This window comes from Sphaerisporangium corydalis (assembly GCF_025506355.1).
GTDB lineage: Bacteria > Actinomycetota > Actinomycetes > Streptosporangiales > Streptosporangiaceae > Sphaerisporangium > Sphaerisporangium corydalis.
On record NZ_JANZYP010000061.1, the window covers coordinates 43891 to 67167 of the forward strand.

A 23277-nucleotide genomic window follows, 5' to 3' on the forward strand; every position below is an offset into this window, starting at 1 on the left:
TGTGATGAGTCCCGCCGTCCCCGCGTCCGCGGCCCCCACTCCCTCCCCCGCGACCGGCTCGACCAGCAAGTGGAAGGCGACCCCCCTCACCGTCGCCGGCCGCGTCCAGGGGGCCAAGTCCCCGAGCGGCAAGCTGGCCAAGAGCGACGAGGCGCTTTTCAAGGCGACGACCGGCAAGCCCGTCAACGTGGTCGTCAAGCTCGACTACGACTCGCTCGCGGCCTACAAGGGCGGGCTCACGGGGCTCCCGGGCACCAGCCCGCAGGTCACCGGCAAGAGCCTCGACGTCACCAGCGCGCCCGCCAAGCAGTACACCAAGCACATCGAGGGCATCGAGAACACCTTCCTCGGTGAGCTGGCCAAGCGGATCCCCGGCGCCAAGGCGGGCCAGAAGCTCCGCACGGTCTACGGCGGCATCGCCCTCAGCCTGCCCGCCGACAAGGCGGCGGAGCTGCTCAAGCTGCCGGGAGTGGCCGCCGTCCAGGAGGACAAGCTCCAGCAGCCGCTCACCGACGCGAGCTCGGACTTCATCGGCGCCCCCACGATCTACAACCAGCTCGGCGGCAGCTCCTCCTCGGGCAAGGGCGTGATCTTCGGCAGCCTCGACTCGGGCGTCTGGCCCGAGCACCCCTCCTTCGCCGACCCGGGCAACCTGCCCGCTCCCCCGCCGACCACAGACGGCAGCCCCCGCGTGTGCAACTTCGGGGACAACCCGCTGACGCCCGCGAGCGACACGTTCGTGTGCAACCGCAAGCTGGTGGGCGGCCAGCCGTTCCTCGCGACGTACAACGTCGTGTTCGGCGGCGAGGTCTACCCCGACAGCGCCCGTGACTCCAACGGGCACGGCACCCACACCGCGTCCACCTCCGCCGGCGGCCCGGTGGCCGACGCCAACCCGCTCGGCATCAGCCGGGGACCGATCCACGGCATCGCCCCGGCGGCCGCCGTGTCGGTGTACAAGGTCTGCGGCGCCGAGGGCTGCTTCCCCTCCGACTCCGCCGCCGCCGTCGCCCGCGCGATCATCGACGGCGTTCGCGTGATCAACTTCTCGATCTCGGGCGGCAGCGACCCCTACAGCGACCCGGTCGAGCTGGCCTTCCTCGACGCGTACGCGGCGGGCGTGTTCGTGTCGGCGTCGGCGGGCAACTCCGGCCCCGGCGCCGCCACCACCGACCACCGCAGCCCGTGGGTGACGACCGTCGCCGCCTCCACCCAGACCCGTACGTTCCGCTCGACCGTGACGCTGACCGGGACCGGCGGCGCCACCGCCACCGTCTCGGGCGCCTCGATCACGGCGGGCATCGCCTCGCCGCTGCCGGTGGTGTCGGCCGCCGCCCCGCCGTACTCCGACCCGCTGTGCGTGAACCCGGCCCCCCCTGGCCTGTTCGCCGGCAAGATCGTCGTCTGCCAGCGCGGCCCCAACCGCGTGCTGAAGGGCTTCGCCGTCAAGCAGGGCGGCGCGGCGGGCATGATCCTTTACAACGCGACGCCGCTCGACGTGATGACCGACAACCACTGGCTCCCCACGGTCCACATCGATCAGCCCGACAGCACGACCCTGCTGAACTTCCTCACCGCCAACCCGGGCGCCAAGGCGAAGTTCACCCAGGGCACCAAGACGACCTGGCAGGGCGACGCCATGACCTCGTTCTCCTCGCGGGGACCGGGCGGCGACTTCCTCAAGCCGGACGTCACCGCGCCCGGCCTGCACATCCTGGCGGGCCAGACCCCGACGCCCGAGTCCCCCCTGGAAGGCCCTCCGGGCAACCTCTACCAGGTGATCGCCGGCACGTCGATGTCCTCACCGCACGTGGCCGGGGCCGGCGCGCTGCTGTTCGCGCTGCACCCGACCTGGTCGCCCGGCCAGGTCAAGTCGGCGCTGGAGACCACGGCCAAGACCTCGGTCACCAAGGAGGACCGGGTCACCCCGGCCGACCCGTTCGACTACGGCGGCGGCCGGATCGACCTCACCAAGGCGGGCGACCCGGGGCTCACCCTGGACGAGACCGCCGCGAACTACCTCGCCTCCGCGACCGACCCGCTGAACCGGATCGACCTCAACATCCCGTCGGTGAACGCGCCGACCATGCCGGGGATCATCACGGCCAAGCGCACCTTCACCAACGTCACCAGCAAGACGCTCACCTACACCGCCACCGGGACCGCGCCCAGCGGGGCCGGCATCGCGGTGCTGCCCCCGATCTTCAGCGTCAAGGCGGGCAAGAGCGTCAAGCTGACCATCGTGATCACCGCGCCGGAGCTGCCCGACGGTCAGTACTTCGGCCAGGTGAACCTGAAGCAGACCGGCGGCAGCCACAACCTGCACCTGCCCGTCGCGTTCTTCCGCCAGGAGGGCGCGGTGCCGGTCGACCAGACCTGCACGCCGAGCACGATCGTCAAGAACACCGGTGAGTCCACCTGCACGGTCTCGGTGGAGAACACGACCCTGAAGGACGCCGAGGTCACCGCGCTCACCACGCTCGACGGCAGGCTGCGGCTCAACAGCGTGACCGGGGCCACCAAGATCGGCACCCAGATCGCGACGACCAAGACCACGCTGGCCGCGCGCCAGCCCGACAAGCCGGGCATCGCCCCGGGCACCGGCCCCGCGGGCTACCTGCCGCTGGACGCCTTCGGCATCACGCCGACCCCGATCGGCGACGAGGAGTCGGTCAACTTCACCGTCCCCGCCTTCACCTACGCCGGCAAGAGCTACACCCGGATCGGCATCGTCTCCGACGGCTACAGCGTCGTGGGCGGGACCAACGGGTCGGCCGACGTCAACTTCCAGCCGCAGACGCTGCCGGACGTGGACCCGCCCAACAACGTCCTGGCCGGTTACTGGACGGACCTGGACGGCACCGGGGCGCCGGGCATCTACGCCAGTACGCTCACCGATGGCGTGGACACCTGGCTCGTCATCGAGTGGCGTGTGCACCTGTTCGGCGAGACCGGGCTGAAGGTGTTCCAGCAGTGGATCGGCGTCAACGGCGCCGAGGACATCACCTACGCCTACGACCCGTCCAACCTGCCCGGTGACCCGGGGCCCTCGTTCGGGCTGACCGTGGGCGCGGAGAACGCCGACGGCACCGCCGGCGGCCAGATCTCCGGGCCGCCGACCCAGGACTACCGCGTGAGCAGCACCCCGGGCGCGCCCGGCGGCAAGCTCACCTACACCCTGAAACTCAAGGGGGTCAGCACGGGGACCGGCTCGGTCACCACGGCCACCTCGACCCCTGAGGTGAAGGGCATCACCATCGAGGTGGACAAGATCACCGTCCAGTGATCCCGATCCGCCTCACGACCGTGAACTGATCAACGGGCCGTCCGGTACCCATCCGGACGGCCCGCCGGCTACGCCGTGACCTGAAACCAGACCGTCCTGCCCATTTCCCCGTCGTGACGCGACCCCCACGCGGTCGCGATCATGTCGACCAGCCACAGGCCCCTGCCGCCGTCGCTGTCGGCCGCCGCGATGCCGGCGACCGGCGCGCTCGTGGCCGACCCGGCGTCGGCGACCTCCACGTGGACCGCGCGGGAGGCGCAGGCCACCCATATGGTCACCTGCCCGCCCGCCGCCCGCCCCGACGTCGAGTGCGCCACCGCGTTGGTCACCACTTCGCACAACAGGAGCTGGACGTCGTCGAGGGCAGCGCCCGCGACGTGCCCGGCTAACAACTCGCGCACCCAGGCCCGGGCCGCCGGTACGGAGGCGGCCTCCCCGGGGAACCGCCGGCGCCATTCGCCCGAGGGCGGCTCACCGTGCCGTGGCGCGTGCTCGTCCGATCTCGTCTGGCCGCCGCCCGAGACGACCGCCCGCCGCAGGCTTTCGGGGTACGACGGGCCCCCACCCGGCACCACCATTCGGTACAGGCCTCCCGGCTGTGGAGGGCCGCCGCTTCGATCACGCATTACTCGTCCCCGTCCGTGGAATTATGGACCAGCCACTTTCTTTTCGGCCTGCCAGAGAAACCAGGCACGTGCTGATATCGCCCCCGTGACCGAGTGCTCTTCGACCGGTCCGGCAACCCGGAAGATGACCGGTAAATGACAGGCACTGGTTTATCGATACCCGTGACCGGCATTACCGAACAAGGTAAAAAGCCCGTTTCAATTTTTTTCTCGCGGGACGCGATGGGCACCGGGCCTTCGCCCGGTTCATGATCCCGCGCGCGCTCCGGTGCCGGGACGTCCGCCCGCGGGAGCGGCGGACCTCTTTCCGACCACCATGACCCCCCGGCGGGCCGGTCCTCCACCCCTACCGGCCCCCGGTCCACGGCACGGGGGCCGTTCAGGCGAGATGTTCCGGGCGGTCCTCCCGGACGGCGGTGACCCCGGGCAGGGCCCACAGGGCGCGGGCCTGCGACCGGGATCCGAGCACGACGACCACAGCGTGGCGCGGCAGCTCCTGGACCAGGACCGCGCCGGGGATCGCGGCGAGCCGCTCCCGGAACTCCTCGGCGGGGACCGATATCGACACGATGTAGGCCCGCCCGCCGGGACCGGTGTTCCTCTCGGGGCCGATGGGGGGTTACCTGTGCAGGTAGTCGACGAGGGCCGCCTTCTCGGTCTCCAGTTCCTCGATGGCGCTCTTGACCACGTCGCCGATGCTGACGATGCCCGCCAGCCGCCCCTCGCTGACGACGGGCAGGTGCCGGATCCGGTGGTCGGTCATGGTCCTGCGCAGGTCCTCGACGTCGGCGTCGGGCGGGCAGGTCCGCACGGCCGTGGTCATGATCGTGGACACCGGCTCGTCGAGGACGCCGGGGCCGCGCAGGTGCAACTGGCGGACCACGTCGCGTTCGGAGGCGATGCCGACGATGGTCATCCCGTCCTCGGACACCACGACGGCGCCGACGTTGTGCTTGGACAGAGCCGCCAGCAGCTCGGTCACGGTGGCCTGCGGCCGGACCGTGGCCACCGTTGTTCCCTTACCTCGCAGGATCGCGCTGATGAGCATCGACACCACCTCGTCAAACTCGGAGGCCGGGCTAGAGTACCTCTGACTTCCCCACCTAACGCCGCCGCTAAGCACATGTAGCGATAAAGACCGTTTTGATCAGAGACGGCCGGGCGGGCGGTTCCGTGCCGGGAGGCGATGAGTAGCATGCCTCAGGCCACTTCCCCGCACGAGGACCGCGATGCGCCACGAACTGAACACCGGAAGCCACGACCTGCCCGTCTCCGAGGCCCTGGCCGCGTTCATGAAGGACGGCTGGGAGGACACCCCCCTCCCCGCCCCGGCACGGCCGCCGCTGGCCGCCTACACCGCCGAGCGCCGGGCCGCGCTCGTCCGGCGCTTCCCCGGGGAGCGGCTCGTCGTCCCCTCGGGGACGCTCAAGACGCGCAGCAACGACTCCGACCACCGCTTCCGCGCCCACAGCGCCTTCGCCTACCTCACCGGGGCCAGGGAGCCTGACGACGTGCTCGTCATCGCCCCCTCGGGCGAGGCCACACTGTTCACCCGCCCCCGCTCGCCCCGCTCGGCCGAGGGCACCGCCGGGCAGGAGTTCTACCGCGACCGCAGGTACGGCGAGTTCTGGGTGGGCGCCCGGCCCACGCTGGAGGAGGCCGAGGCGCTCTACCAGATCGGGTGCGCCCCGATCGGCCGCCTGCCGGAGGCGCTCACCGGCCCGGCGCGGGTGCTGCGGGGCGTCGACGCCACGGTGGACGCCCTGATGGCCCCGCACGACGGCGACGACGAGCTCGCCTCGTTCCTGTCGGAGACGCGGCTGGTCAAGGACGAGTGGGAGATCGCCGAGCTCCAGCACGCGGTGGACGCGACCGCGCGCGGCTTCGAGGACGTGGTGCGGGCCCTCCCGCAGGCCCTGGCGCACCCCCGTGGCGAGCGGTACGTCGAGGGGATCTTCGGGCTGCGGGCCCGGCTGGAGGGGAACGCGACCGGCTACGACTCGATCGCCGCCTCCGGGGCGCACGCCTGCGTGCTGCACTGGATCCGCAACGACGGCCGCCTGTCCCCCGGCGAGATGCTGCTGCTCGACGCGGGCGTGGAGAGCGACGGCCTGTACACCGCCGACGTCACCCGCACCCTGCCGGTCTCCGGCCGGTTCGGCCCGATCCACCGGCAGGTCTACGAGCTGGTGTACGAGGCGCAGACGGCCGCCATCGCCACCCTGCGCCCCGGGGCCCGGTTCCGCGACTTCCACCGGGCCGCGATGGCCGTGATCGCCGAAGGACTGCGCGAGTGGGGGGTGCTGAAGTCCACCGGCGACGACCTGCACCGCCGCTACACGCTGTGCAGCAGCGGGCACATGCTCGGCCTGGACGTGCACGACTGCGCCAAGGCCCGCTCGTCGGTCTACCTCGACGGCGTCCTCGCGGCCGGCCAGGTGCTCACCGTCGAGCCCGGCCTGTACCTCCAGCCGGACGACCTCACGCTGCCGCCGGAGTTCCGGGGCATCGGCGTGCGCATCGAGGACGACCTGGTCGTCACCGAGGACGGCGCCCGGCTCATGTCGTCGGCCCTGCCTCGCCGTCCCGGCGAGGTCGAGTCGTGGATGGGCGGCCTGCTGGGCTGACCTCGGGCGGCCCGCCGTTCGCCCGCCCCGCGTCGCGCCCGGGGGTGGGGTCGAGGAACACGTGGGAGATCTCCGGGAAGCGCTCGGTGAGCCGGTGTTCGATCTGGTCGGCCACCTGCTCCAGCCGCTCGCCGGTGCACTCGTCCACGAAGTCGACCTTCGCGGCCACCAGCACGTCGTTGGGGCCGAGCATCATGGTCAGCAGCTCCTCGACCCCGCTGACCTCCGGGCGGGACTCCAGCTCCTCGCGCACCTCGCGCTGGATGACCGGCGGCGCCGCCTGGCCGATGAGCAGCGAGGCGTTCGCGGCGATCAGGTGCAGGGCGACGCCGAGCAGCAGCACGCCGATCAGCACCGACGCCACCCCGTCCCACAGCGGCGAGCCGGTGAGCTGGAAGCCCAGGAGCCCGAACGCGGCGATGACGATGCCCACCAGGGCCGCGGAGTCCTCGAAGACGACCGCCTTGACCGCCGTGTCGGGCGTGTGGGCGACGTACCGCCGCGGGGTGACGCTCCAGCGCCTGGCCTCGGCGCGCACCTGGTGGACCGCGCGGAAGAACGAGATGCCCTCCAGCACGAAGGAGATCGCCAGGACGATGTAGGAGACGACGAGGTCGCCCAGCTCCTCCCCGTTCCTGATGGTCTGCACGCCGTGGGTGATCGAGAAGCCGGCGCCGATCACCAGCGTCGCGCCCGCCGCCATCAGCGCCCAGAAGAACCCGGCCTTGCCGTACCCGAAGGGGTGCCGGCCGTCGGCGGGCTGCTCGCCGCGCTTGACGGCGACCAGCAGCAGCACCTCGGTCACCGTGTCGGCGGCGGAGTGCGCCGCCTCGGACAGCATCGCGGAGGAGCCGCTGAGCAGCCCGGCCACCAGCTTGGCCATCGCTATCGCGAGATTGATCCCGGCCGCCACCAGAACCGTGAGGAAGCTGCCGCCCCCGTCACCCGCCTCCGCCTTGTCGCTCATTCCGCCCGTCTTCCCTCCCATGCCCTTCCGTACCAGTTGTACGGGGGAAAGTTTGTTCCCGGACATATCCCGGCAATCACGGCGTTTGGCCAGCGGGATGCACGTGGTTGACCTCCGGGAGATATAGATTCACATGCATGAGCACGGCTGAATCCGACGACCTCGACCCCAACTGGCTGAGCAGCGGTGAGCAGCGTGCCTGGCGTGCCCACCTGGCCTCGCACAAACTGCTGGAGCACCGGCTCGACCGCGAGCTCCAGGAGTTCGGGTTGTCGCTGAACGACTACGAGATCCTGGTCAACCTGTCCGAGAGCCCCGGGCACCGCCTGCGGATGAGCGATCTCGCCGAGGCGACGATCCAGTCACGCAGCCGGCTGTCCCACCAGATCGCCCGCATGGAGGCCACCCGCCTGGTGAGCCGGGAGAGCTGCTCCGACGACCGCCGGGGCACCTTCGCCGTGCTGACCGAGCACGGCTGGGAGACCATCCAGCGGGTCGCCCCCATGCACGTCGCCAACGTCCGCTACCACTTCATCGACCGGCTGGCCCCCGAGCTGATCGACGCGCTGGAGACGGCGTACGCGCCCGTCGTGGACCACCTCATGCGCCTGCGGGCCGAGGAACGGGCCTAGCCCTCCGGTGAGGGCGGACGCCGAGGCCCTGGCGGGGGACGACCCCAAACCGATACCCGGAACAGTGCTGCGGCCCGGCCAACGGTCGCTAGCATCCGGGCTGTGGTGAAAAGGTCGCTCCCCTCGTGGCTGCCCCGCTTCCGCCTACCCGTTACGGGAATGCCCCGTTCCCGGGTGCCGTGGATCCTCGCGCAGCTCCTCGTCCCCCTCTGCGTCGTCGTGGCGTGCACCTCCGCGCCCGGCGCGGCGGCCCTGCCCGGCGGGCCGGACCTGATGAAAAGGTCCGCGGAGGCGACACGGGCGGTCAAGACCGTCGCCTTCACGATCGCGACCGAGGGCAAGCCCCCCGTGCCGGTCAAGCACGCAGAAGGCTCCCTCACCCGGCAGGCCGACGCCAAGGGCACCATCCAGATCGACGTCCTCGGCAGCCTCCAGGAGCTCGCCTTCGTCCTGACCGGTGACACCGTCTACTTCAAGGGCCCCACCGGCGGCTACCAGACGATGACCCGCAAGGAACTGGCCGCCATCTACGACCCCTCGGCCATCCTGGACCCCGACCGGGGGGTGGCGCGGCTGCTGTCCAGCGCCTCCGAGGCCAAGACCGAGGCCGAGGAGGCCGTCGGCGGCGTGGACGCCTACCGCGTCGCGGTCACCCTGCCCCAGCAGGTCGTCGTCACCCTGGTGCCGGGGGTGAACCAGGGGGTGAACGGCAAGGTGTGGGTCGACAAGGCGACCGCTCGCCTGCTGAAGGCCAGCCTGCCCCTCGGAGGCGGCGCCAACAGCGGCACGGTGATCGTCACCTTCGCCGACTACGACGCGCCCGTGACGATCACCGCCCCGGCGAAGTGAGCCCGATGACCGCGTCCGGCCGCACCGGCCCCTCCGACCGGACCGCCGCGCCCGTCCGCTCCCCGGAGGCCGCCCGGCGGGTGGCGCTGGGCGTCGGCGGCACCGCCGTGCTGCTGGCCGCGCTGGACGCCTACGTCGTGGTCACAGTCCTGATCGACATCGCCGAGGACGTGGGGGTGCCGCTCAACCACCTCGAACGGGCCACCCCGATCGTCACCGGCTTCCTGCTCGGCTACATCGCGGCGATGCCGCTGCTCGGCCAGCTCTCCGACCGGTACGGCCGCCGCCCGCTGATCCACGCGTGCCTGGCCGGCTTCGCGGCCGGCTCGGCGCTGACCGCGGTCGCCGCGTCCGTCCCGATGCTCACCGCCGGCCGCACCCTCCAGGGCATCGCGGGCGGCGCCCTGCTGCCCATCACGATGGCCCTGGTAGGGGACCTGTGGGACGAGCACGCCCGCCCGGTGGCCCTCGGGGCGGTGGGGGCCGCGCAGGAGCTGGGAAGCGTCCTTGGGCCCCTGTACGGGGCCGGGGTGGCCGCCCTCGTCGGCTGGCGCGGCATCTTCTGGGTGAACATCCCGCTCGCACTGCTCGCCGCGGTCGCCGTCCACCGGACGGTGCCGCCCAAGGCGCCGGGGGACGGCCCACGGGCGCGCGTCGACGTCGTGGGCGGGCTGCTGCTCGCGCTGGCGCTCGGCCTGCTGGTGGCCGGGCTGTACAACCCCGAGCCCGACAAGGCGGTCCTGCCCGCCTGGGGCGTGCCCGCCCTCGCGGCCGGAGTGGTGGCGATCGTGGTGTTCGTCCTGTGGGAGCGGCGCTCGCCGACGCGGCTGATGGACATGACCGGCGTGCGCAGGGGCCCGTTCGCCGCGTCGCTGACCGCCGCCTTCCTCACCGGCGCCGCGCTGCTGGTCACCCTGGTCGACGTGCAGTTCACCGCGCAGACGCTGCTCGGGAAGGACACCGTGGGCGGGGCGCTGGTGCTGTCGAGGTTCCTGGTGGCGCTGGCCGTCGCGGCGTTCGCCGGCGGCGTGCTGGCCCGACGTCTCGGCGAGCGCGCCGTCGCGGTCGCCGGCCTGGCGCTCGCCTTCGCCGGGTACCTGCTGATCTCGCGCTGGCCCCTCGACCTGGCCTCGGCCACCTACCCGCTGGGCATCCCCCGCGTGGACGCCGACCTGATCATCGCCGGGCTCGGCCTCGGCGCCGTCATCGCGCCGATCTCCTCGGCCGTGCTGCGCGTGACCCCGCCCGACCGGCACGGGGTGAGCTCGGCCTCGGTCGTGGTGGCGCGCATGATGGGCATGCTGCTCGGGCTGGCCGGGCTCTCGGCCTGGGGCTTCCACCGCTTCCAGTCGCTGACCGCCCACCTGGACACCCCGCTGCCGTTCGGCGTGGAGCCCGCGGAGTACGCGCGGCTCCTGGCCGCGTACACCGCCAAGGTCAGCGCGGCGCTGCACACCGAGTACACCGAGATCTTCCTGCTGACGGCGATCCTGTGCGCCGCCGGCGCCGTCGTCGCCCTGGCGCTCCCCGGACGCGCGGCCCCGCCCGCGTCCTGACCCCCCGGGGACCCGGGGCGGTCATCGCGCGGCGGGCCGTGCGGTCACTTCCTCTTCGGGGCGCCGCGCTTCTCGCGGATCCGCATCGTGACCTCGACCGGGGACCCGGCGAAGCCCCACTCCTCGCGGATGCGGCGCTCGATGAAGCGGCGGTAGGGCTCCTCAAGGAAGCCCGAGGTGAACAGCACGAACTTCGGCGGCTCGGTCGACGCCTGCGTCGCGAAAAGGATCTTGGGCTGCTTGCCGCTGCGGACCGGCGGCGGGGTGGCCGCGACCAGCTCGGCGAGGAAGGTGTTCAGCCGCGCGGTCGGCACACGGGTGCTCCACGAGTCCAGGGCGCGCTCGATCGCCGGGACCAGCCGGTCGACGTGCCGCCCGGTCTTGGCGGAGATGTTGACCCGCAGCGCCCACGGGACGCGGACGAGCTGGCGGTCGATCTCGCGCTCCAGGTAGTAGCGCCGGTCCTCGTCGACCAGGTCCCACTTGTTGAACGCCACCACCATGGAACGGCCCGACTCGATCACCATGCTGATGATCCGCAGGTCCTGCTCGGTGAGCACGTCGGAGGCGTCGATGAGCACGACGGCCACCTCGGAGCGCTCGAGCGCGGCCTTGGTGCGCATGCCGGCGTAGAAGTCGGCGCCCTGCAGCACGCGCTCGCGGCGCCGGATACCGGCGGTGTCCACGAAACGCCAGGGTTTGCCGCCCAGCTCGATCAGCTCGTCGACCGGGTCGCGGGTGGTGCCGGCCATGGGGTCGACCAGCACCCGCTCCTCGCCCGCCAGCTTGTTCAGCAGGGAGGACTTACCGACGTTGGGCTTGCCGACCAGCGCGATCCTGCGGGGGCCGCGCTCGACGCCGAACCGCTGCGGCGGCGCCTCGGGCATGATGTTCAGCAGGATGTCGAGCAGGTCGCCGCTGGAACGGCCGTGCAGGGCCGAGACCGGCTGCGGCTCGCCGAGGCCGAGTGACCAGAGGCTGGCGGCCTCCAGTTCCATGCGCTGGTCGTCCACCTTGTTGGCGGCCAGCACCAGCGGCTTGCCCGAGCGGCGCAGCACGGCCGCCACGGTCTCGTCGGCGTCGGTGACCCCGACCGTCGCGTCCACGACGAAAAGGATCACGTCGGCCAGCTCGACCGCGACCTGGGCCTGCTCGGCGATGCGCAGCGCCATGCCCGTGGCGTCGGGGTCCCACCCGCCGGTGTCGACCAGGGTGAACCGGCGGCCCCGCCAGGTGCCCTCGTAGGTGACGCGGTCGCGGGTCACGCCCGGCACGTCCTCCACGACCGCCTCGCGGCGGCCGATGATGCGGTTGACCAGCGTGGACTTGCCCACGTTGGGCCGGCCGACGACGGCGACCACCGGCAGCGGGCCGGAGTCCGGCTCCTCTTCCAGGGCCGCCCCGTCGTCGTCGAATTCCGCGATGTGGGCCTCGATCCAGCCGGCCTCGTCGCCGTAGTCCCCCGTCACGTCACGCACGTCCGTTTCCATTGGTGCCCACCCTTTCGGCGGCTCGGCGGGGTGGTGGCGTCTCCACCCGCCCCGCGGCGTCACCGATTCAGGTGCGCTTTTCCACAAATACCGGCACCCGGTTCAGGTGCGTTCTTTCACAAGTCTCAGCACTTCGGAGATCACCTCGTCGAGGTTGAGCTCCGTGGTGTCCAGCTCCACCGCGTCGGCCGCCATCACCAGGGGATCGGCCTTGCGCGTCGAGTCCAGCGTGTCACGGCGGGCCATCTCGGCCCGCTGCGCCTCGACGGTGGTGCCGGCCAGCTCGGCGTTGCGCCGCCGGGCGCGGGCCTCGGGGCTCGCGGTGAGGTAGACCTTGACCGGCGCGCCGGGGGCCACCACCGTGCCGATGTCGCGGCCCTCCACCACTATGTCACCGTCGCCGATGAGCGCGCGCTGCTCGGCGACCAGCCGGGCGCGGACCTCGGGGACGGCGCTCACCGCGGACACCGCGGAGGTCACCTCGCGGGTGCGGATCGCGGCGGCCACGTCGGTGCCGCCGACGGAGACGCCCGGGGCATCGGGGTCGGTGCCGATGGCCAGCACGGGCTCGCCGGCGCGGCCGGCGATCGCGGCGGGGTCGGCCAGGTCGACGCCCTGCTCCAGCATCCACCACGTGATCGCGCGGTACATCGCCCCGGTGTCGAGATAGCGGAAGCCCAGCGCGCGCGCCACTCCGCGCGACGCACTCGACTTGCCCGACCCCGAAGGGCCGTCCATGGCGACGACCAGTGCGGTCACGGCATCTCCCTCTTGCGTCCCGATTGAGTTGTCCGCAAAAGGGTACCGGGAATCCTCGACCACCCGGGCATCGACGGCCTAAGGCACGTGCCATCCGTGCGCGCGGAGGGCCTCGGCGAGGACCTCGGCCGCCTCGGGCTGGACGTACAGGTCGGCGGCGCCCAGCGGCAGGCCCGGGGTGTGCTCCAGGCGGACGTCCTCGATGTTGACCCCGGCGTCCTTGGCCACCTGGAACAGGCGGGCCAGCTCGCCGGGACGGTCGCCCACCAGAACCTGGACCACGGCGTACGCCCGGGGCGGGCCGCCGTGCTTGCCGGGGATCCTGCTCTGGCCGGCGTTGCCCCGCGTGAGCAGGTCGGTGACCCGGCCGATGGCCGCGCCGTCGACCGACACCGCGCGCAGGGCGGCGGCGACGGTGGACAGGTCGTCGGCGACCGCCTCAAGGATCTCCGCCACGGGGCGGGCGTTACCCGACAGGATGGCGGTCCACATGCCAGGATCGCCGCCGGCGACGCGGGTGACGTCCCGCACGCCGGGCCCGGCCAGGCCGAGCGCGGTCTCCGAGGCGCCCGCCAGGCGGGCGGCCATGGCCGAGGCCGCAACGTGCGGGGCGTGCGAGACCAGGGCCACCGCCTCGTCGTGCACGACCGGGTCGACCTGGACGGCGTTGCCGCCGCACAGATCGATCAGGGAGAGCACGGCCGCGACCGCCCCGCCGGAGGTCTCCGGCCCCGGGCAGTACGCCCAGGAGCGGCCGAGGAAGACGTCGGCGCGGGCGGCGGCAGGACCTGACCGCTCGCGACCGGCGAGCGGGTGTCCGGCGACGTAGGTGGTCATGTCGCAGCCGAGCTGGGCGGCCTGGGCGATGGGCAGCGCCTTGACGCTGGCCACGTCGGTGTAGAACCGGGCGGCCTCGGTCTTCTGCAGGTCGAGCAGCCACTGCGCCACGAACTGGGGCGGCACGGCGATCACGGCGAGGTCGACGCGGGCGCCGCCCGGCGCCCACTCCTCGCCGGCGCCGAGCTCCCGCGCCAGCCGCACGGCACCGGGGTCCTGGTCGGCGATCATGACGGTCACGCCGTGCCCGCGCAGGGCCAGGGCGACCGAGGTGCCGATCAGGCCGGTGCCGACGACCAGGACGCTCCCGAGGCCGGCTGGCTGCCCGCTCACTGGGCGATGTCCACCCTCAGGGCCGCCGCCCCGCGCAGGTAGACGTGGTGGACGTCCTGGCGGGGCCGATCGGTGTCGACATGGGCCATCAGGCGCACCACGCGCGGGAGCGCGCCCGGGACGTCGATCTCGCTCGCGCAGATCAGCGGCACGTCGTGGAAGCCGAGCTTGCGGGCGGCGAGGGCGGGGAACTCCGCGGTGAGGTCGGGCGTGGACGTGAAGATCACGCTGATCACGTCGTCGGTGGTCAGCCTGTTCCGCTCCATGACCTCGCCGACCAGCTCGGTCACCCCTGCGAGGATCGCCTCCCGATCGTTCGAGTCGATCTGGGTGGCGCCCCGGATGGCCCGCACCATGTCATCCCCTTTTCACCGTGCCGCCCGGTCCGCTTGTGCCTCTGGCCAGGTTACATTCCCACGACGGCGTAAAGGTCGCCGACCTCCTTGAGCGTGAGCGTGCGCACCGTGCCCGGCTTGAGCCGCCCGAGCTTGACCGGCCCGAACTCGATGCGGGCCAGGTCGATCACGGAGTGCCCCTCCTGCTCCAGCATCCGCCGGACGACGTGCTTGCGGCCCTCGTGGATCACGATCTCCACCAGCGCCTGCTGGCCGTGCTCCTGGACGACCTTGAAGTCGTCGGCCTTGACGGTGCCGTCCTCCAGCTCGACGCCCTTCTTCAGGCGCCGGGGCAGGTCGCGCGGAATCGGGCCGGGGACCTTGGCCCAGTACTTCTTCTGCACGCCGAAACTCGGGTGGGTCAGCCGGTGGGCCAGCTCACCGTCGTTGGTCAGGATGATCAGGCCCTCGGTCTCGGTGTCGAGCCGCCCGACGTGGAACAGCCGCTCGGTGCGGTCGGCCACGTAGTCCGACAGGGCGGGCCGCCCCTCGGGGTCGGACATCGTGCTGACGACGCCGATCGGCTTGTTGATCGCGAAGTAGACGAGGTCGGGCGCGGTCGGGATGCGCTTGCCGTCGACGTGGATGACCTGCTTGGCGGGGTCGACCCGGGCGCCGAACCTGCGCACCACCTGGCCGTCCACCGTCACGCGGCCCTCGCCGATCAGCTCCTCGCACGTGCGGCGCGCCGCCACGCCGGCGGCGGCGAGCACCTTCTGCAGCCGGACGCCGTCCGGCACTTCGGTGGTGTCGCGCTCGTCCGCGTAGTCGGAGGGGAAGAACGCGGGGTCGCGCACCGGCTGGCGGGAGGTCTTGAACGCCCCGCCGGTCTTGATCGCCCCGCCGGGTCCGGTGGCCGGGCCCTGCGTCCCGGAGCCGCCACGGCTCGCGGGGGCCCCGCTTCGGCCCGCGAAGCCGCCACGGCCCGCGGAGGCTCCGCCACGGCCCGCCGGAGCTCCGCCACGCGTCACCTTGCCACGGCCCGCCGGGGCGCCGCCACGGCCGGCCCTGGCGTCCGGACGGCCCTGCTCGGGCCTGCCGTACCGGCTGCGGGAGTCGCCGCCGGTCACCTCGCCGATGGTCTGCACCTCGTCGCTCCGGTCGCCGCGCCCGAAGCCGCCACGGGGGCCACGGTCGTCGCGGGCCGGGCGGCCGGAGTCGTCCCTGCCGTACCGCTCACGGGAACCGCCGCCCCGGAACGCGCCACCCTCACGGGAGGCGCCCCGGTCGTCACGGGAGGACCCGCGATCGGCACGGAAGGGGGCGCGGTCGTCGCGGGAAGGCCCGCGGTCGTCGCGGAACGAGCTCCCGCGGTCGTCACGGGAAGGGCCCCGGTCGTCGCGGAAGGAGTCCCGCGTGTCACGGGCGGGGCCGCGGTCATAGGAGCCGCGGTCGTCACGCGAGGGACCGCGATCGTCACGGAACCCCCGGTCGTCGCGCGAAGGCCCGCGATCGTCGCGGGAAGGGGCGCGGTCGTAGGAGCCGCGCGTGTCGCGGGCGGGGCCACGGCGGTCGCCGGAAGGCCCGCCACGGTAGGAGCCGCCACGGTCGCCGCCCGCCGAGCCCGTGCGGGACGAACCCGGGCGGTCGCCACGGAACCCACCCGGACGGTCGCCGCGAGGCGCGCCCGCGCGGTCGGAGCGGAACGAGCCACCACGGTCGTCGCGGGGACCCCGGGCGCCGGCGCGGAAGGAGGAACCCCGGTCGCCGCCGGAGAAGGAGCCCCGGTCGTCACGGGAGGAGGACCGGTCGTCACGGGGGGCGCCGCGGCGGTCGTCGCCGCCTGGGCGCTCGAAGCGGTCGCGTGTTCCGCCCCGGCCGGCGCGGAAGGAGGAACCCCGGTCGCCGCCGGAGAACGAGCCCCGGTCGTCGCGGGACGGGCCGCCCGGCCTGCCCTGCCGGCCCCGGGAGGCGTCAGAGGAGCCTCCGGAGCCGCGGTAGCCGCCGGAGTCGGCGCGGTATCCGCCGCGCGAGCCGCTCGGGGACTCTCCACGGGAGCCGCCCTCGGCGCCTCCTCGCGAGCCCTGCCGGAAACCTCCGGAACCACTGGAACCACTGGAACCGCCGGACCCTCCGGATCGGAAACCGCCGGAGCCGCCGGAACGGAAGCCCCCTGAACCGCCGGAGCCGCCGCTGCCGCCGGAACGGAAGCCTCCGGAGCCGCCACGGGCTCCAGAGCCGCCGCGCGAGGAGCCTGAGGCTCCGCCCGCGGCGCCGCCGCGTCCTCGACCGCGTCCATCACCGGACGGGGTACCACGCCTGTTGTTCACTTCTGTTGCTCCTCTAGGGTTTCCACGTCGTCGGGGAGGAAGGGGGCGAGCGCGGGGAGCTCTTCGAGACTCCGCAGCCCCAGCCTCTCCAGGAAGTACGAACTCGTGCGGTAGAGCACCGCCTGGCTCTCGGGATCGGTGCCGGCCTCTTCGACCAGCCCGCGCGCCGTGAGCGTGCGCATGACGCCGTCACTGTTGACGCCCCGCACGGCGGCGACCCTGGCCCGGCTCACCGGCTGGCGGTAGGCCACGACGGCCAAGGTCTCCAGAGCGGCCTGCGTCAGCCTGGCCTGCTGCCCGTCACGGACGAAGCGCTCCACGAGGGCGGCGCACTCGGCCCGCGTGTATAGACGCCAGCCGCCGGCCACCTCTCGCAGATCGAAACCCCGCCCGGCCTCGGTGTATTCCGCCGACAGGCCCGCCAGCGCCTCGGCGATCTTCCGCGAGGGACGTTCCAGCACCTGGGCCAGGGTGACCTCGGCCACCGGTTCGTCGACGATGAGCAGGATCGCCTCCAGCGCCGCCCGCAGGCTCGGCTCGGACCCGGCGGTCACGCCCGTGTCCTCAGGACTGGTCTGCTGCATGTTCGCTCTCTCGGCTGTCGGCGCCCGGTGGGCTGTCACGGCTCTCCGGCGCGTCGTCGCCCGGGGAGCCCTCGTCGTAGTCGTCGGCCACCGCGACGTCTCCGTCGTCGGCGCCGGTCCAGGTCACGTGCAGGTCCCCGAGCGGCTCGATCTGCTCGAAGGACACCGCGCCCTCCCGGAACAGCTCCAGGACGGCCAGGAAGCGTGCGATGACCTCGAAAGTGCCGGCGCAGTCGGCGGTCAGGGCCCTGAACGTCGCCCTGCGCATGCGCCGGAGCCGTGCGACAAGGATAACCGCTTGTTCACGGACGTTGGCGACCGGCTGGTAAATGTGCGCGGTGGAGACGGTGGGCGGGAGCTTCGGGGTGAAAGCCCTGGCGGCGATGAGGGCGAAGCGCTCGGGGCCGACGCCGAGCACCAGCTCGGGCAGCAGCCCCGCGAACCGCGGCTCCATCGGGACCACGCGGGGGAAGCGCAGCGCCTCCTCCGCCATGCGCCCGGCGAAGACCTTCGCCACCTCCTTGTAGGCGCGGTACTGCAGCAGGCGGGCGAACAGCAGGTCACGCGCCTCCAGCAGGGCCAGGTCCTCCTCGTCCTCCACCTCGCCGGTGGGCAGCAGCCGGGCGGCCTTCAGGTCCAGCAGGGTGGCGGCGACGAGCAGGAAGTGGCTGGCCAGGTCGAGGTCCCACTCGGGACCCCGGCCCCGGATGTGCGCGATGAACTCGTCGGTCACCTGGTGCAGGGACACCTCGGTGATGTCGAGCTTGTGCTTGGAGATGAGCCCGAGCAGCAGGTCGAACGGGCCCTCGAAGACCTCCAGGTGCACCTGGAAGACGTCGGAGGCGGGCTGGTCGGTCACCGCCCCATTGTCGCGCACCCCGAACGCGGTCAGTCGCCGAGCGACCACCGTGCGAGCACCTCGCGGGCCAGCTCGCGGTAGGCGGTCGCACCCATGGACGCGGAGTCGAACTGGGTGATCGGCTCACCGGCCAGGGTGGCGTCGGGGAACCGGACGGTGCGGTTGATGACGGTGTGGAACACCTTGTCGCCGAACCCCTGCATGATCGTCTGAAGGACCTCCCGCGCGTGCAGCGTGCGCGGGTCGTACATCGTGGCGAGGATGCCGTCGATCTCGAGGTTCTTGTTGAGGCGCTCCTGCACCTTGGTGATCGACTCCATCAGCAGCGCGACGCCGCGCAGCGCGAAGAACTCGCACTCCAGCGGCACCATGACGCTGTGGGCGCAGGTCAGCGCGTTCACGGCCAGCAGGCCGAGGGACGGCTGGCAGTCGATCAGGCAGATGTCGTAGTGCGGCAGCAGGGGCTCAAGCGAGCGGCCCAGGGCGTACTCCCTGGCCACCTCGTTGACGAGCCGGATCTCCGCGCCGGACAGGAAGATGTTGCTGGGGAGCAGGTCCATGCCCTCGACGCTGGTGCTCAGCAGGACGTCCTCCGCCGCGACGTCGGACTCCTCCATGATCAGGTCGTAGACGGTCGACTCCAGCGGGCGCGGGTCGATGCCGAGGCCCACCGACAGGGCGCCCTGCGGGTCGAAGTCGACGAGCAGCACCCGCTGCCCGCACTCCGCCAGCGAGGCCCCGAGGTTGATCGTGGTGGTCGTCTTGCCGACGCCGCCCTTCTGGTTGACCATCGCGACGACCCGTGCGGGGCCGTGCGTGGTCGGCGGGATCGGATCGGGGAAGACGGGACGCGGACGCCCGGTGGGACCCAGAATGCCCTCGCTCCTGGTCTCGCCCCAGGGGCCGTCGGGCGCACCAGGAACCTCCCGAATGGAAGCGTCTGTGGTCGCAGTCACCAGTTGAACCTCCCTGACGGCCCCGAACCGGACCGTCCGGACGGACACTATGGGGTCGGCACGTATGCGGCAAGGCGACGCGCCCTAGAGCTATGAAGTTGGATGCCTGGCCCCTGAACGGGCCGCCGCGTACGCCTCTCGGAGCCTGTCGACGCTGACCGAGGTGTAGACCTGGGTGGTCGACACCGAGGCGTGTCCGAGCAGTTCCTGGACAACCCTAACGTCCGCCCCTCCGTCGAGGAGGTGAGTTGCGAACGAATGGCGCAACATGTGCGGGGAGACCCCGGCCAGCCCGGCGCGCTCGGCGGCGGACCTGAGGACCTCCCAGGCCCCCTGGCGGGTGAGGCGCCCGCCCCTGGCGTTGAGGAACAGGGCGGCGGTGCCCCGGCCGTGCGCGGAGATGACCGGGCGGGCGCCGGCCAGGTACGCCCCGAGCGCCTCACGGGCGAAGCGGCCGAGCGGGACGACCCTGGACCTGCCCTGGCCGCGCAGCCGGACCTGCCCGGCCTCGACGTCGTCCACGGTGAGCCCCACGGCCTCGGAGATCCGCGCCCCCGTGCCGTACAGCACCTCGAGCAGGGCCCGGTTGCGGTGGGTCAGCGGCGCGCCCTCGGGGCCCGAGGCGGCGATGAGCCGCTCCACCTCGGCCACGCCGATGGCCTTCGGCAGGTGGCGCAGGCGGGTGGGCGGGTGCACCTCGTGGGCGGGGTCGTGGGCGGCGAAGCCCTCGCGCACCGCGAACCGGTGCAGGCCGCGCACGGCGGACACGGCCCTGGCGGCCGAGCTGGCCACCAGGGCCGGATGCTGTTCGTCGCCCTGCCCCAGCGCGGTCAGGAACGCCAGGACGTCGGCCTCCGACACCTCGGCGAAGGACGGGCATCCGCGCGAGCGCAGGTGGAGGAGGTAGCGGCTGAGGTCACGCCGGTAGGAGGCGAGCGTGTTGGCCGCCAGCCCCCGCTCCACCGCGAGGTGGGCGAGGTAACCGGCGAGCACGGCCTCGATGTCGGCGTGGGGGCTCAGGACGGGGACCTCCTGTCAGGCCTCCTCAGCGTCGGCGGGACGCAGGGCGGAGAAACCGTCCGACAAAGCGGCGTACGCGGCGAGAATACCCGCGACGGCCGGTGAATTGTGGATCATTCCGCCCAGCACCCTGTTCACCCCATCCGCCAGGGGCACCCACACCACGGGCATGTCGATCTCCTCGTGCCGGCGCACGAAGCCGTTCTCCTCGTCGGGGATCGGCGTCAGGTCGCGGGCCAGGAAGATGCGGATGCGCTCGTCGGTCATGCCGGGCGAGCTGAAGATGTCGATCAGCGTGTGCCAGGTCCCGGCCCGGTAGCCCGCCTCCTCGGCCAGCTCGCGCGCGGCGCAGTCGACCAGCGGCTCGTCCGCCACGTCGCGGATGCCCGCCGGCAGTTCCCACAGCAGCCGGCGCGCCGGGTGGCGGTACTGCCGCAGCAGCAGCACCCTGCCGTCGTCGTCGAGCGCGACCACCGCGACCGAGCCGGGGTGCACGATGTAGTCGCGGTCGGCGACCTCGTCCCCCGGCATGCGCACGGTGTCGGTGCGCACCGAGATCACGTAGGCGTCGAACCGCTCCTTGGAGTCGAGCACCTCCCACGACGCCGGGACGTCGCGCACGTCCTCCGAGGTCAGACCCCCCGTGGAGCCGTTGCCGCTCACGCGCCCCGCCCCGCCTTCGTGACGCTCTCGCGCACTTCGGCGTAGTCCAGGGCGGCCTCGATGAGGCCCCTGAACAGCGGGTGCGGGCGGGTCGGCCGGGACCGGAACTCCGGGTGGGCCTGGGTGCCGACGAAGAACGGGTGGACGTCGGTGTCCAGCTCGGCGTACTCGACGAGCCGACCGTCGGGGGACAGCCCGGAGAAGACCATCCCCACCTGTTCGAGCCGCTCGCGGTAGGCGTTGCCGACCTCGTAGCGGTGCCGGTGGCGCTCGTCGGCGCTGGAGGCGCCGTACAGCCGCCGAACGATCGAGCCCTCCGACAGCCGGGCCGGGTAGAGGCCGAGCCGCATGGTGCCGCCCATGTCGCGCTCGCCGGCCACGACGTCCTCCTGGTCGGCCATGGTGGAGATCACCGGGTCGGCCGTGTTCGGGTCGAACTCGGTGCTGTTGGCCTCCTCGATGCCGGCGAGGTTCCGCGCGGCCTCGATGACCATGCACTGCATGCCGAGGCAGATGCCGAGCAGCGGGATCTGCCGCTCCCTGGCGTGCCTGATCGCGCCGACCTTGCCCTCGATGCCGCGCACCCCGAAGCCGCCGGGGATCAGCACGCCGTCCACGCCGTCCAGGTCGCGTGCGGCGCCCTCGACGGTCTCGCAGTCGTCGCTCTTGACCCAGCGGATGTTGACCCGGGCGTCGCACGCGAAACCGCCGGCGCGCAGCGCCTCGATCACCGAGAGGTAGGCGTCGGGCAGGTCGATGTACTTGCCGACCAGCGCGACCGTGACCTCCTTGGCCGGGCGGTGCACCCGGCGCAGGAGCTGGTCCCACTCGTGCCAGTCGACGTCGCGGAACGGCAGCCCGAGACGCCGTATCACGTAGGCGTCCAGGCCCTCGGAGTGCAGGACCCTCGGGATGTCGTAGATGCTCGGGGCGTCGATCGCCGACACGACCGCGTCCTCGTCCACGTCGCACATCAGGCTGATCTTGCGTTTCAGCGATGTGGTGATGGGGCGGTCGGAGCGGCAGACGATGGCGTCCGGCTGGATGCCGATGCTGCGCAGCGCCGCGACCGAGTGCTGGGTGGGCTTGGTCTTCAGCTCGCCGCTCGGGCCGATGTACGGCAGGAGCGAGACGTGCAGGAAGAACACGTTGTCGCGGCCGACCTCGTGGCGGACCTGGCGGACCGCCTCCAGGAAGGGCAGCGACTCGATGTCGCCCACGGTGCCGCCGACCTCGGTGATGACCACGTCCACGTCGGGACCGGCCATGCTCCGGATGCGGTCCTTGATCTCGTTGGTGATGTGCGGGATGACCTGCACCGTGTCGCCCAGGTACTCGCCGCGCCGCTCTTTGGCGATCACGTTGGAGTAGACCTGGCCGGTGGTGACGTTGGCCGAGCCGTGCAGCTCGGTGTCGAGGAAGCGTTCGTAGTGGCCGACGTCCAGATCGGTCTCGGCGCCGTCGTCTGTGACGAACACCTCACCGTGCTGGAACGGGTTCATCGTCCCGGGGTCGACGTTGAGGTAGGGGTCGAGCTTCTGCATGGTGACCCGGAGGCCGCGCAGCTTCAGCAGGCGCCCCAGACTCGAGGCTGTGAGCCCCTTGCCGAGACTGGAGGCGACGCCTCCGGTGACGAACAGATGCTTGGTGTTTGCGACGCTGCGCAAGGAGGGTCTCCCGTGGTCCGTTGCGATCCTGGCCGTCCCGACGGGCGACCACGTGTCCACGGGCTCTCAGAATATCAAAGGACGCTTGCGAAGTGCCCGAACATCCTCCGGGCGTCCGTTCCCAGCATCCTAACCAAGCGGTAACTTTTCCGGTTATGTCACCCCGTGATGCACTTCGCCGGATCTTCAGCGGCCTCATCCACCGTGCTTGGGCCGCGGTCCGCGTGACCGGGGCGGTCACGCCGAAGACCCCGGCCGGGTACCGGTTCCGCCACCTCGGGACGGGTACGTGCCTGTCGTTCCCGCAGGGCGCGATCTTCGGTGAGGCGTGGATCGAGATCGGGGACCACACCCTGGTCGGCGAGCGGGTGTCCATCTCGGCGGGGATGGGGCCGGGCGTCGACCTCGGCCCCGACGCGATCGTCCGCATCGGCGGCGGCTGCTCGATCGGGCGGGGCAGCCACATCGTGGGACACCAGTCCATCGAGATCGGCGACGACGTCTTCACCGGGCCCTACGTCTACATCACCGACCAGAACCACGTCTACGACGACCCCGAGATCCCCATCGGGCGGCAGTGGCCGCGCAACAATCCCGTGGTCATCGGGGCCGGCTCCTGGCTCGGCGCGGGATCGATCATCCTTCCCGGGACGCGGCTCGGGCGGCAGTCGGTGGTCGCGGGCGGTGCGGTGGTCCGGGGCGAGTTCCCCGACCACTGCGTCATCGCCGGCGTCCCGGCCCGCGTCGTCCGCCTCTACTCCCCAACGGCCGGCTGGCACACCCCCCCATCCCTCGAACCAGACCCACCCCTCGACCCGAACCCGCCCTTCGAGACGAACCGGCCCTTCCCACCAGACCCGATCGAACCGGACCCGCCCCCGGACCCACCCCAGACCTCCCC

General features: G+C 72.2%; 21 protein-coding genes. 6 read left to right on the plus strand and 15 right to left on the minus strand.

The window, feature by feature from the left end; genetic code table 11:
• Nucleotides 1-4: 4 nt before the first annotated feature.
• The gene (locus NYZ98_RS31970; protein WP_262847321.1) at nucleotides 5-3286 is read left to right on the plus strand and encodes a S8 family serine peptidase; all 3282 of its coding nucleotides are present in this window, start codon (nucleotides 5-7) and stop codon (nucleotides 3284-3286) included.
• Nucleotides 3287-3354: 68 nt separating this feature from the next.
• Here NYZ98_RS31970 and NYZ98_RS31975 read toward each other — a convergent pair whose 3' ends face one another.
• The 3 genes from NYZ98_RS31975 to NYZ98_RS31985 all read right to left on the minus strand — a co-directional run bounded on the left by NYZ98_RS31975 (nucleotide 3355) and on the right by NYZ98_RS31985 (nucleotide 4960).
• Nucleotides 3355-3912 carry an ATP-binding protein gene (locus tag NYZ98_RS31975; protein WP_262847322.1) on the minus strand — a complete coding sequence of 186 codons (558 nt, stop codon included), beginning with the start codon at nucleotides 3910-3912 and terminating at the stop codon, nucleotides 3355-3357.
• A 379-nt stretch (nucleotides 3913-4291) separates the two neighbouring features.
• On the minus strand, nucleotides 4292-4480 hold the full coding sequence (locus NYZ98_RS31980) for a hypothetical protein (protein ID WP_262847323.1): 189 nt from the start codon (nucleotides 4478-4480) through the stop codon (nucleotides 4292-4294).
• Between the two features lie 51 nt (nucleotides 4481-4531).
• Entirely contained in the window at nucleotides 4532-4960 is a 429-nt protein-coding gene (locus tag NYZ98_RS31985) for a CBS domain-containing protein (protein WP_262847324.1), read from the minus strand.
• A 181-nt stretch (nucleotides 4961-5141) separates the two neighbouring features.
• Here NYZ98_RS31985 and NYZ98_RS31990 point away from each other — a divergent pair, with 181 nt between their 5' ends.
• A complete protein-coding gene (locus NYZ98_RS31990) occupies nucleotides 5142-6539 on the plus strand; it encodes an aminopeptidase P family protein (RefSeq protein ID WP_262847325.1) in 1398 nt (465 codons plus the stop codon).
• Here NYZ98_RS31990 and NYZ98_RS31995 read toward each other — a convergent pair.
• Nucleotides 6472-7506: a cation diffusion facilitator family transporter gene (locus NYZ98_RS31995; protein WP_262847326.1), complete on the minus strand. Its 1035-nt coding sequence runs from the start codon at nucleotides 7504-7506 to the stop codon at nucleotides 6472-6474. The two genes, NYZ98_RS31990 and NYZ98_RS31995, sit on opposite strands and share 68 nt — an antisense overlap.
• Nucleotides 7507-7643: 137 nt before the next feature.
• Here NYZ98_RS31995 and NYZ98_RS32000 point away from each other — a divergent pair, with 137 nt between their 5' ends.
• From NYZ98_RS32000 to NYZ98_RS32010, 3 genes are all read left to right on the plus strand, one after another.
• Entirely contained in the window at nucleotides 7644-8138 is a 495-nt protein-coding gene (locus NYZ98_RS32000; RefSeq protein ID WP_262847327.1) for a MarR family winged helix-turn-helix transcriptional regulator, read from the plus strand.
• A 159-nt stretch (nucleotides 8139-8297) separates the two neighbouring features.
• Nucleotides 8298-8987 (plus strand): LppX_LprAFG lipoprotein, encoded by a 690-nt coding sequence (locus tag NYZ98_RS32005; protein ID WP_262847328.1) that lies wholly within the window; start codon nucleotides 8298-8300, stop codon nucleotides 8985-8987.
• A 5-nt stretch (nucleotides 8988-8992) separates the two neighbouring features.
• A complete protein-coding gene (locus NYZ98_RS32010) occupies nucleotides 8993-10543 on the plus strand; it encodes an MFS transporter (protein WP_262847329.1) in 1551 nt (516 codons plus the stop codon).
• 44 nt (nucleotides 10544-10587) lie between these two features.
• Here the strand turns inward: NYZ98_RS32010 and der are convergent, their stop codons facing one another.
• The 11 genes from der to NYZ98_RS32065 all read right to left on the minus strand — a co-directional run bounded on the left by der (nucleotide 10588) and on the right by NYZ98_RS32065 (nucleotide 22376).
• Complete coding sequence (gene der, locus NYZ98_RS32015) at nucleotides 10588-11979, minus strand: ribosome biogenesis GTPase Der (RefSeq protein ID WP_380706368.1); 1392 nt, start codon at nucleotides 11977-11979, stop codon at nucleotides 10588-10590.
• A gap of 156 nt (nucleotides 11980-12135) precedes the next feature.
• The gene (cmk, locus tag NYZ98_RS32020) at nucleotides 12136-12771 is read right to left on the minus strand and encodes a (d)CMP kinase (RefSeq protein ID WP_262847341.1); all 636 of its coding nucleotides are present in this window, start codon (nucleotides 12769-12771) and stop codon (nucleotides 12136-12138) included.
• Between the two features lie 99 nt (nucleotides 12772-12870).
• Nucleotides 12871-13962, minus strand: a complete 1092-nt coding sequence (locus tag NYZ98_RS32025; RefSeq protein ID WP_262847330.1) for a prephenate dehydrogenase — start codon at nucleotides 13960-13962, stop codon at nucleotides 12871-12873.
• Nucleotides 13959-14318: a chorismate mutase gene (aroH, locus tag NYZ98_RS32030; protein ID WP_262847331.1), complete on the minus strand. Its 360-nt coding sequence runs from the start codon at nucleotides 14316-14318 to the stop codon at nucleotides 13959-13961. The genes NYZ98_RS32025 and aroH overlap by 4 nt, the downstream gene beginning before the upstream one ends.
• 50 nt (nucleotides 14319-14368) lie before the next feature.
• Complete coding sequence (locus NYZ98_RS32035; protein WP_262847332.1) at nucleotides 14369-16627, minus strand: pseudouridine synthase; 2259 nt, start codon at nucleotides 16625-16627, stop codon at nucleotides 14369-14371.
• Complete coding sequence (gene scpB, locus NYZ98_RS32040; RefSeq protein ID WP_262847333.1) at nucleotides 16624-17211, minus strand: SMC-Scp complex subunit ScpB; 588 nt, start codon at nucleotides 17209-17211, stop codon at nucleotides 16624-16626. The genes NYZ98_RS32035 and scpB overlap by 4 nt, the downstream gene beginning before the upstream one ends.
• On the minus strand, nucleotides 17192-18070 hold the full coding sequence (locus NYZ98_RS32045; RefSeq protein WP_262847342.1) for a segregation and condensation protein A: 879 nt from the start codon (nucleotides 18068-18070) through the stop codon (nucleotides 17192-17194). The genes scpB and NYZ98_RS32045 overlap by 20 nt, the downstream gene beginning before the upstream one ends.
• A gap of 29 nt (nucleotides 18071-18099) precedes the next feature.
• A complete protein-coding gene (locus NYZ98_RS32050) occupies nucleotides 18100-19026 on the minus strand; it encodes a ParA family protein (protein WP_262847334.1) in 927 nt (308 codons plus the stop codon).
• 90 nt (nucleotides 19027-19116) lie between these two features.
• A complete protein-coding gene (locus tag NYZ98_RS32055) occupies nucleotides 19117-20028 on the minus strand; it encodes a site-specific tyrosine recombinase XerD (protein ID WP_262847343.1) in 912 nt (303 codons plus the stop codon).
• Nucleotides 20029-20061: 33 nt separating this feature from the next.
• Nucleotides 20062-20709 carry an NUDIX domain-containing protein gene (locus tag NYZ98_RS32060; RefSeq protein WP_262847335.1) on the minus strand — a complete coding sequence of 216 codons (648 nt, stop codon included), beginning with the start codon at nucleotides 20707-20709 and terminating at the stop codon, nucleotides 20062-20064.
• On the minus strand, nucleotides 20706-22376 hold the full coding sequence (locus tag NYZ98_RS32065) for a CTP synthase (RefSeq protein WP_262847336.1): 1671 nt from the start codon (nucleotides 22374-22376) through the stop codon (nucleotides 20706-20708). The genes NYZ98_RS32060 and NYZ98_RS32065 overlap by 4 nt, the downstream gene beginning before the upstream one ends.
• Nucleotides 22377-22531: 155 nt before the next feature.
• Here NYZ98_RS32065 and NYZ98_RS32070 point away from each other — a divergent pair.
• A partial coding sequence (locus tag NYZ98_RS32070; protein ID WP_262847337.1) for an acyltransferase occupies nucleotides 22532-23277 on the plus strand: 746 nt, incomplete at its 3' end.

Excerpts from the sequence above, each read along its gene's own strand:
- NYZ98_RS31995 (WP_262847326.1), bottom strand. The coding sequence starts at position 7,506 with ATGAGCGACAAGGCGGAGGCGGGTGACGGGGGCGGCAGCTTCCTCACG.
- NYZ98_RS31990 (WP_262847325.1), top strand. The coding sequence starts at position 5,142 with ATGCGCCACGAACTGAACACCGGAAGCCACGACCTGCCCGTCTCCGAG.
- scpB (WP_262847333.1), bottom strand. The coding sequence starts at position 17,211 with ATGCAGCAGACCAGTCCTGAGGACACGGGCGTGACCGCCGGGTCCGAG.
- NYZ98_RS32005 (WP_262847328.1), top strand. The coding sequence starts at position 8,298 with ATGCCCCGTTCCCGGGTGCCGTGGATCCTCGCGCAGCTCCTCGTCCCC.
- NYZ98_RS31985 (WP_262847324.1), bottom strand. The coding sequence starts at position 4,960 with ATGCTCATCAGCGCGATCCTGCGAGGTAAGGGAACAACGGTGGCCACG.
- NYZ98_RS31975 (WP_262847322.1), bottom strand. The coding sequence starts at position 3,912 with ATGCGTGATCGAAGCGGCGGCCCTCCACAGCCGGGAGGCCTGTACCGA.
- NYZ98_RS32010 (WP_262847329.1), top strand. The coding sequence starts at position 8,993 with ATGACCGCGTCCGGCCGCACCGGCCCCTCCGACCGGACCGCCGCGCCC.
- NYZ98_RS32000 (WP_262847327.1), top strand. The coding sequence starts at position 7,644 with ATGAGCACGGCTGAATCCGACGACCTCGACCCCAACTGGCTGAGCAGC.
- cmk (WP_262847341.1), bottom strand. The coding sequence starts at position 12,771 with ATGGACGGCCCTTCGGGGTCGGGCAAGTCGAGTGCGTCGCGCGGAGTG.
- aroH (WP_262847331.1), bottom strand. The coding sequence starts at position 14,318 with ATGGTGCGGGCCATCCGGGGCGCCACCCAGATCGACTCGAACGATCGG.
- NYZ98_RS31970 (WP_262847321.1), top strand. The coding sequence starts at position 5 with ATGAGTCCCGCCGTCCCCGCGTCCGCGGCCCCCACTCCCTCCCCCGCG.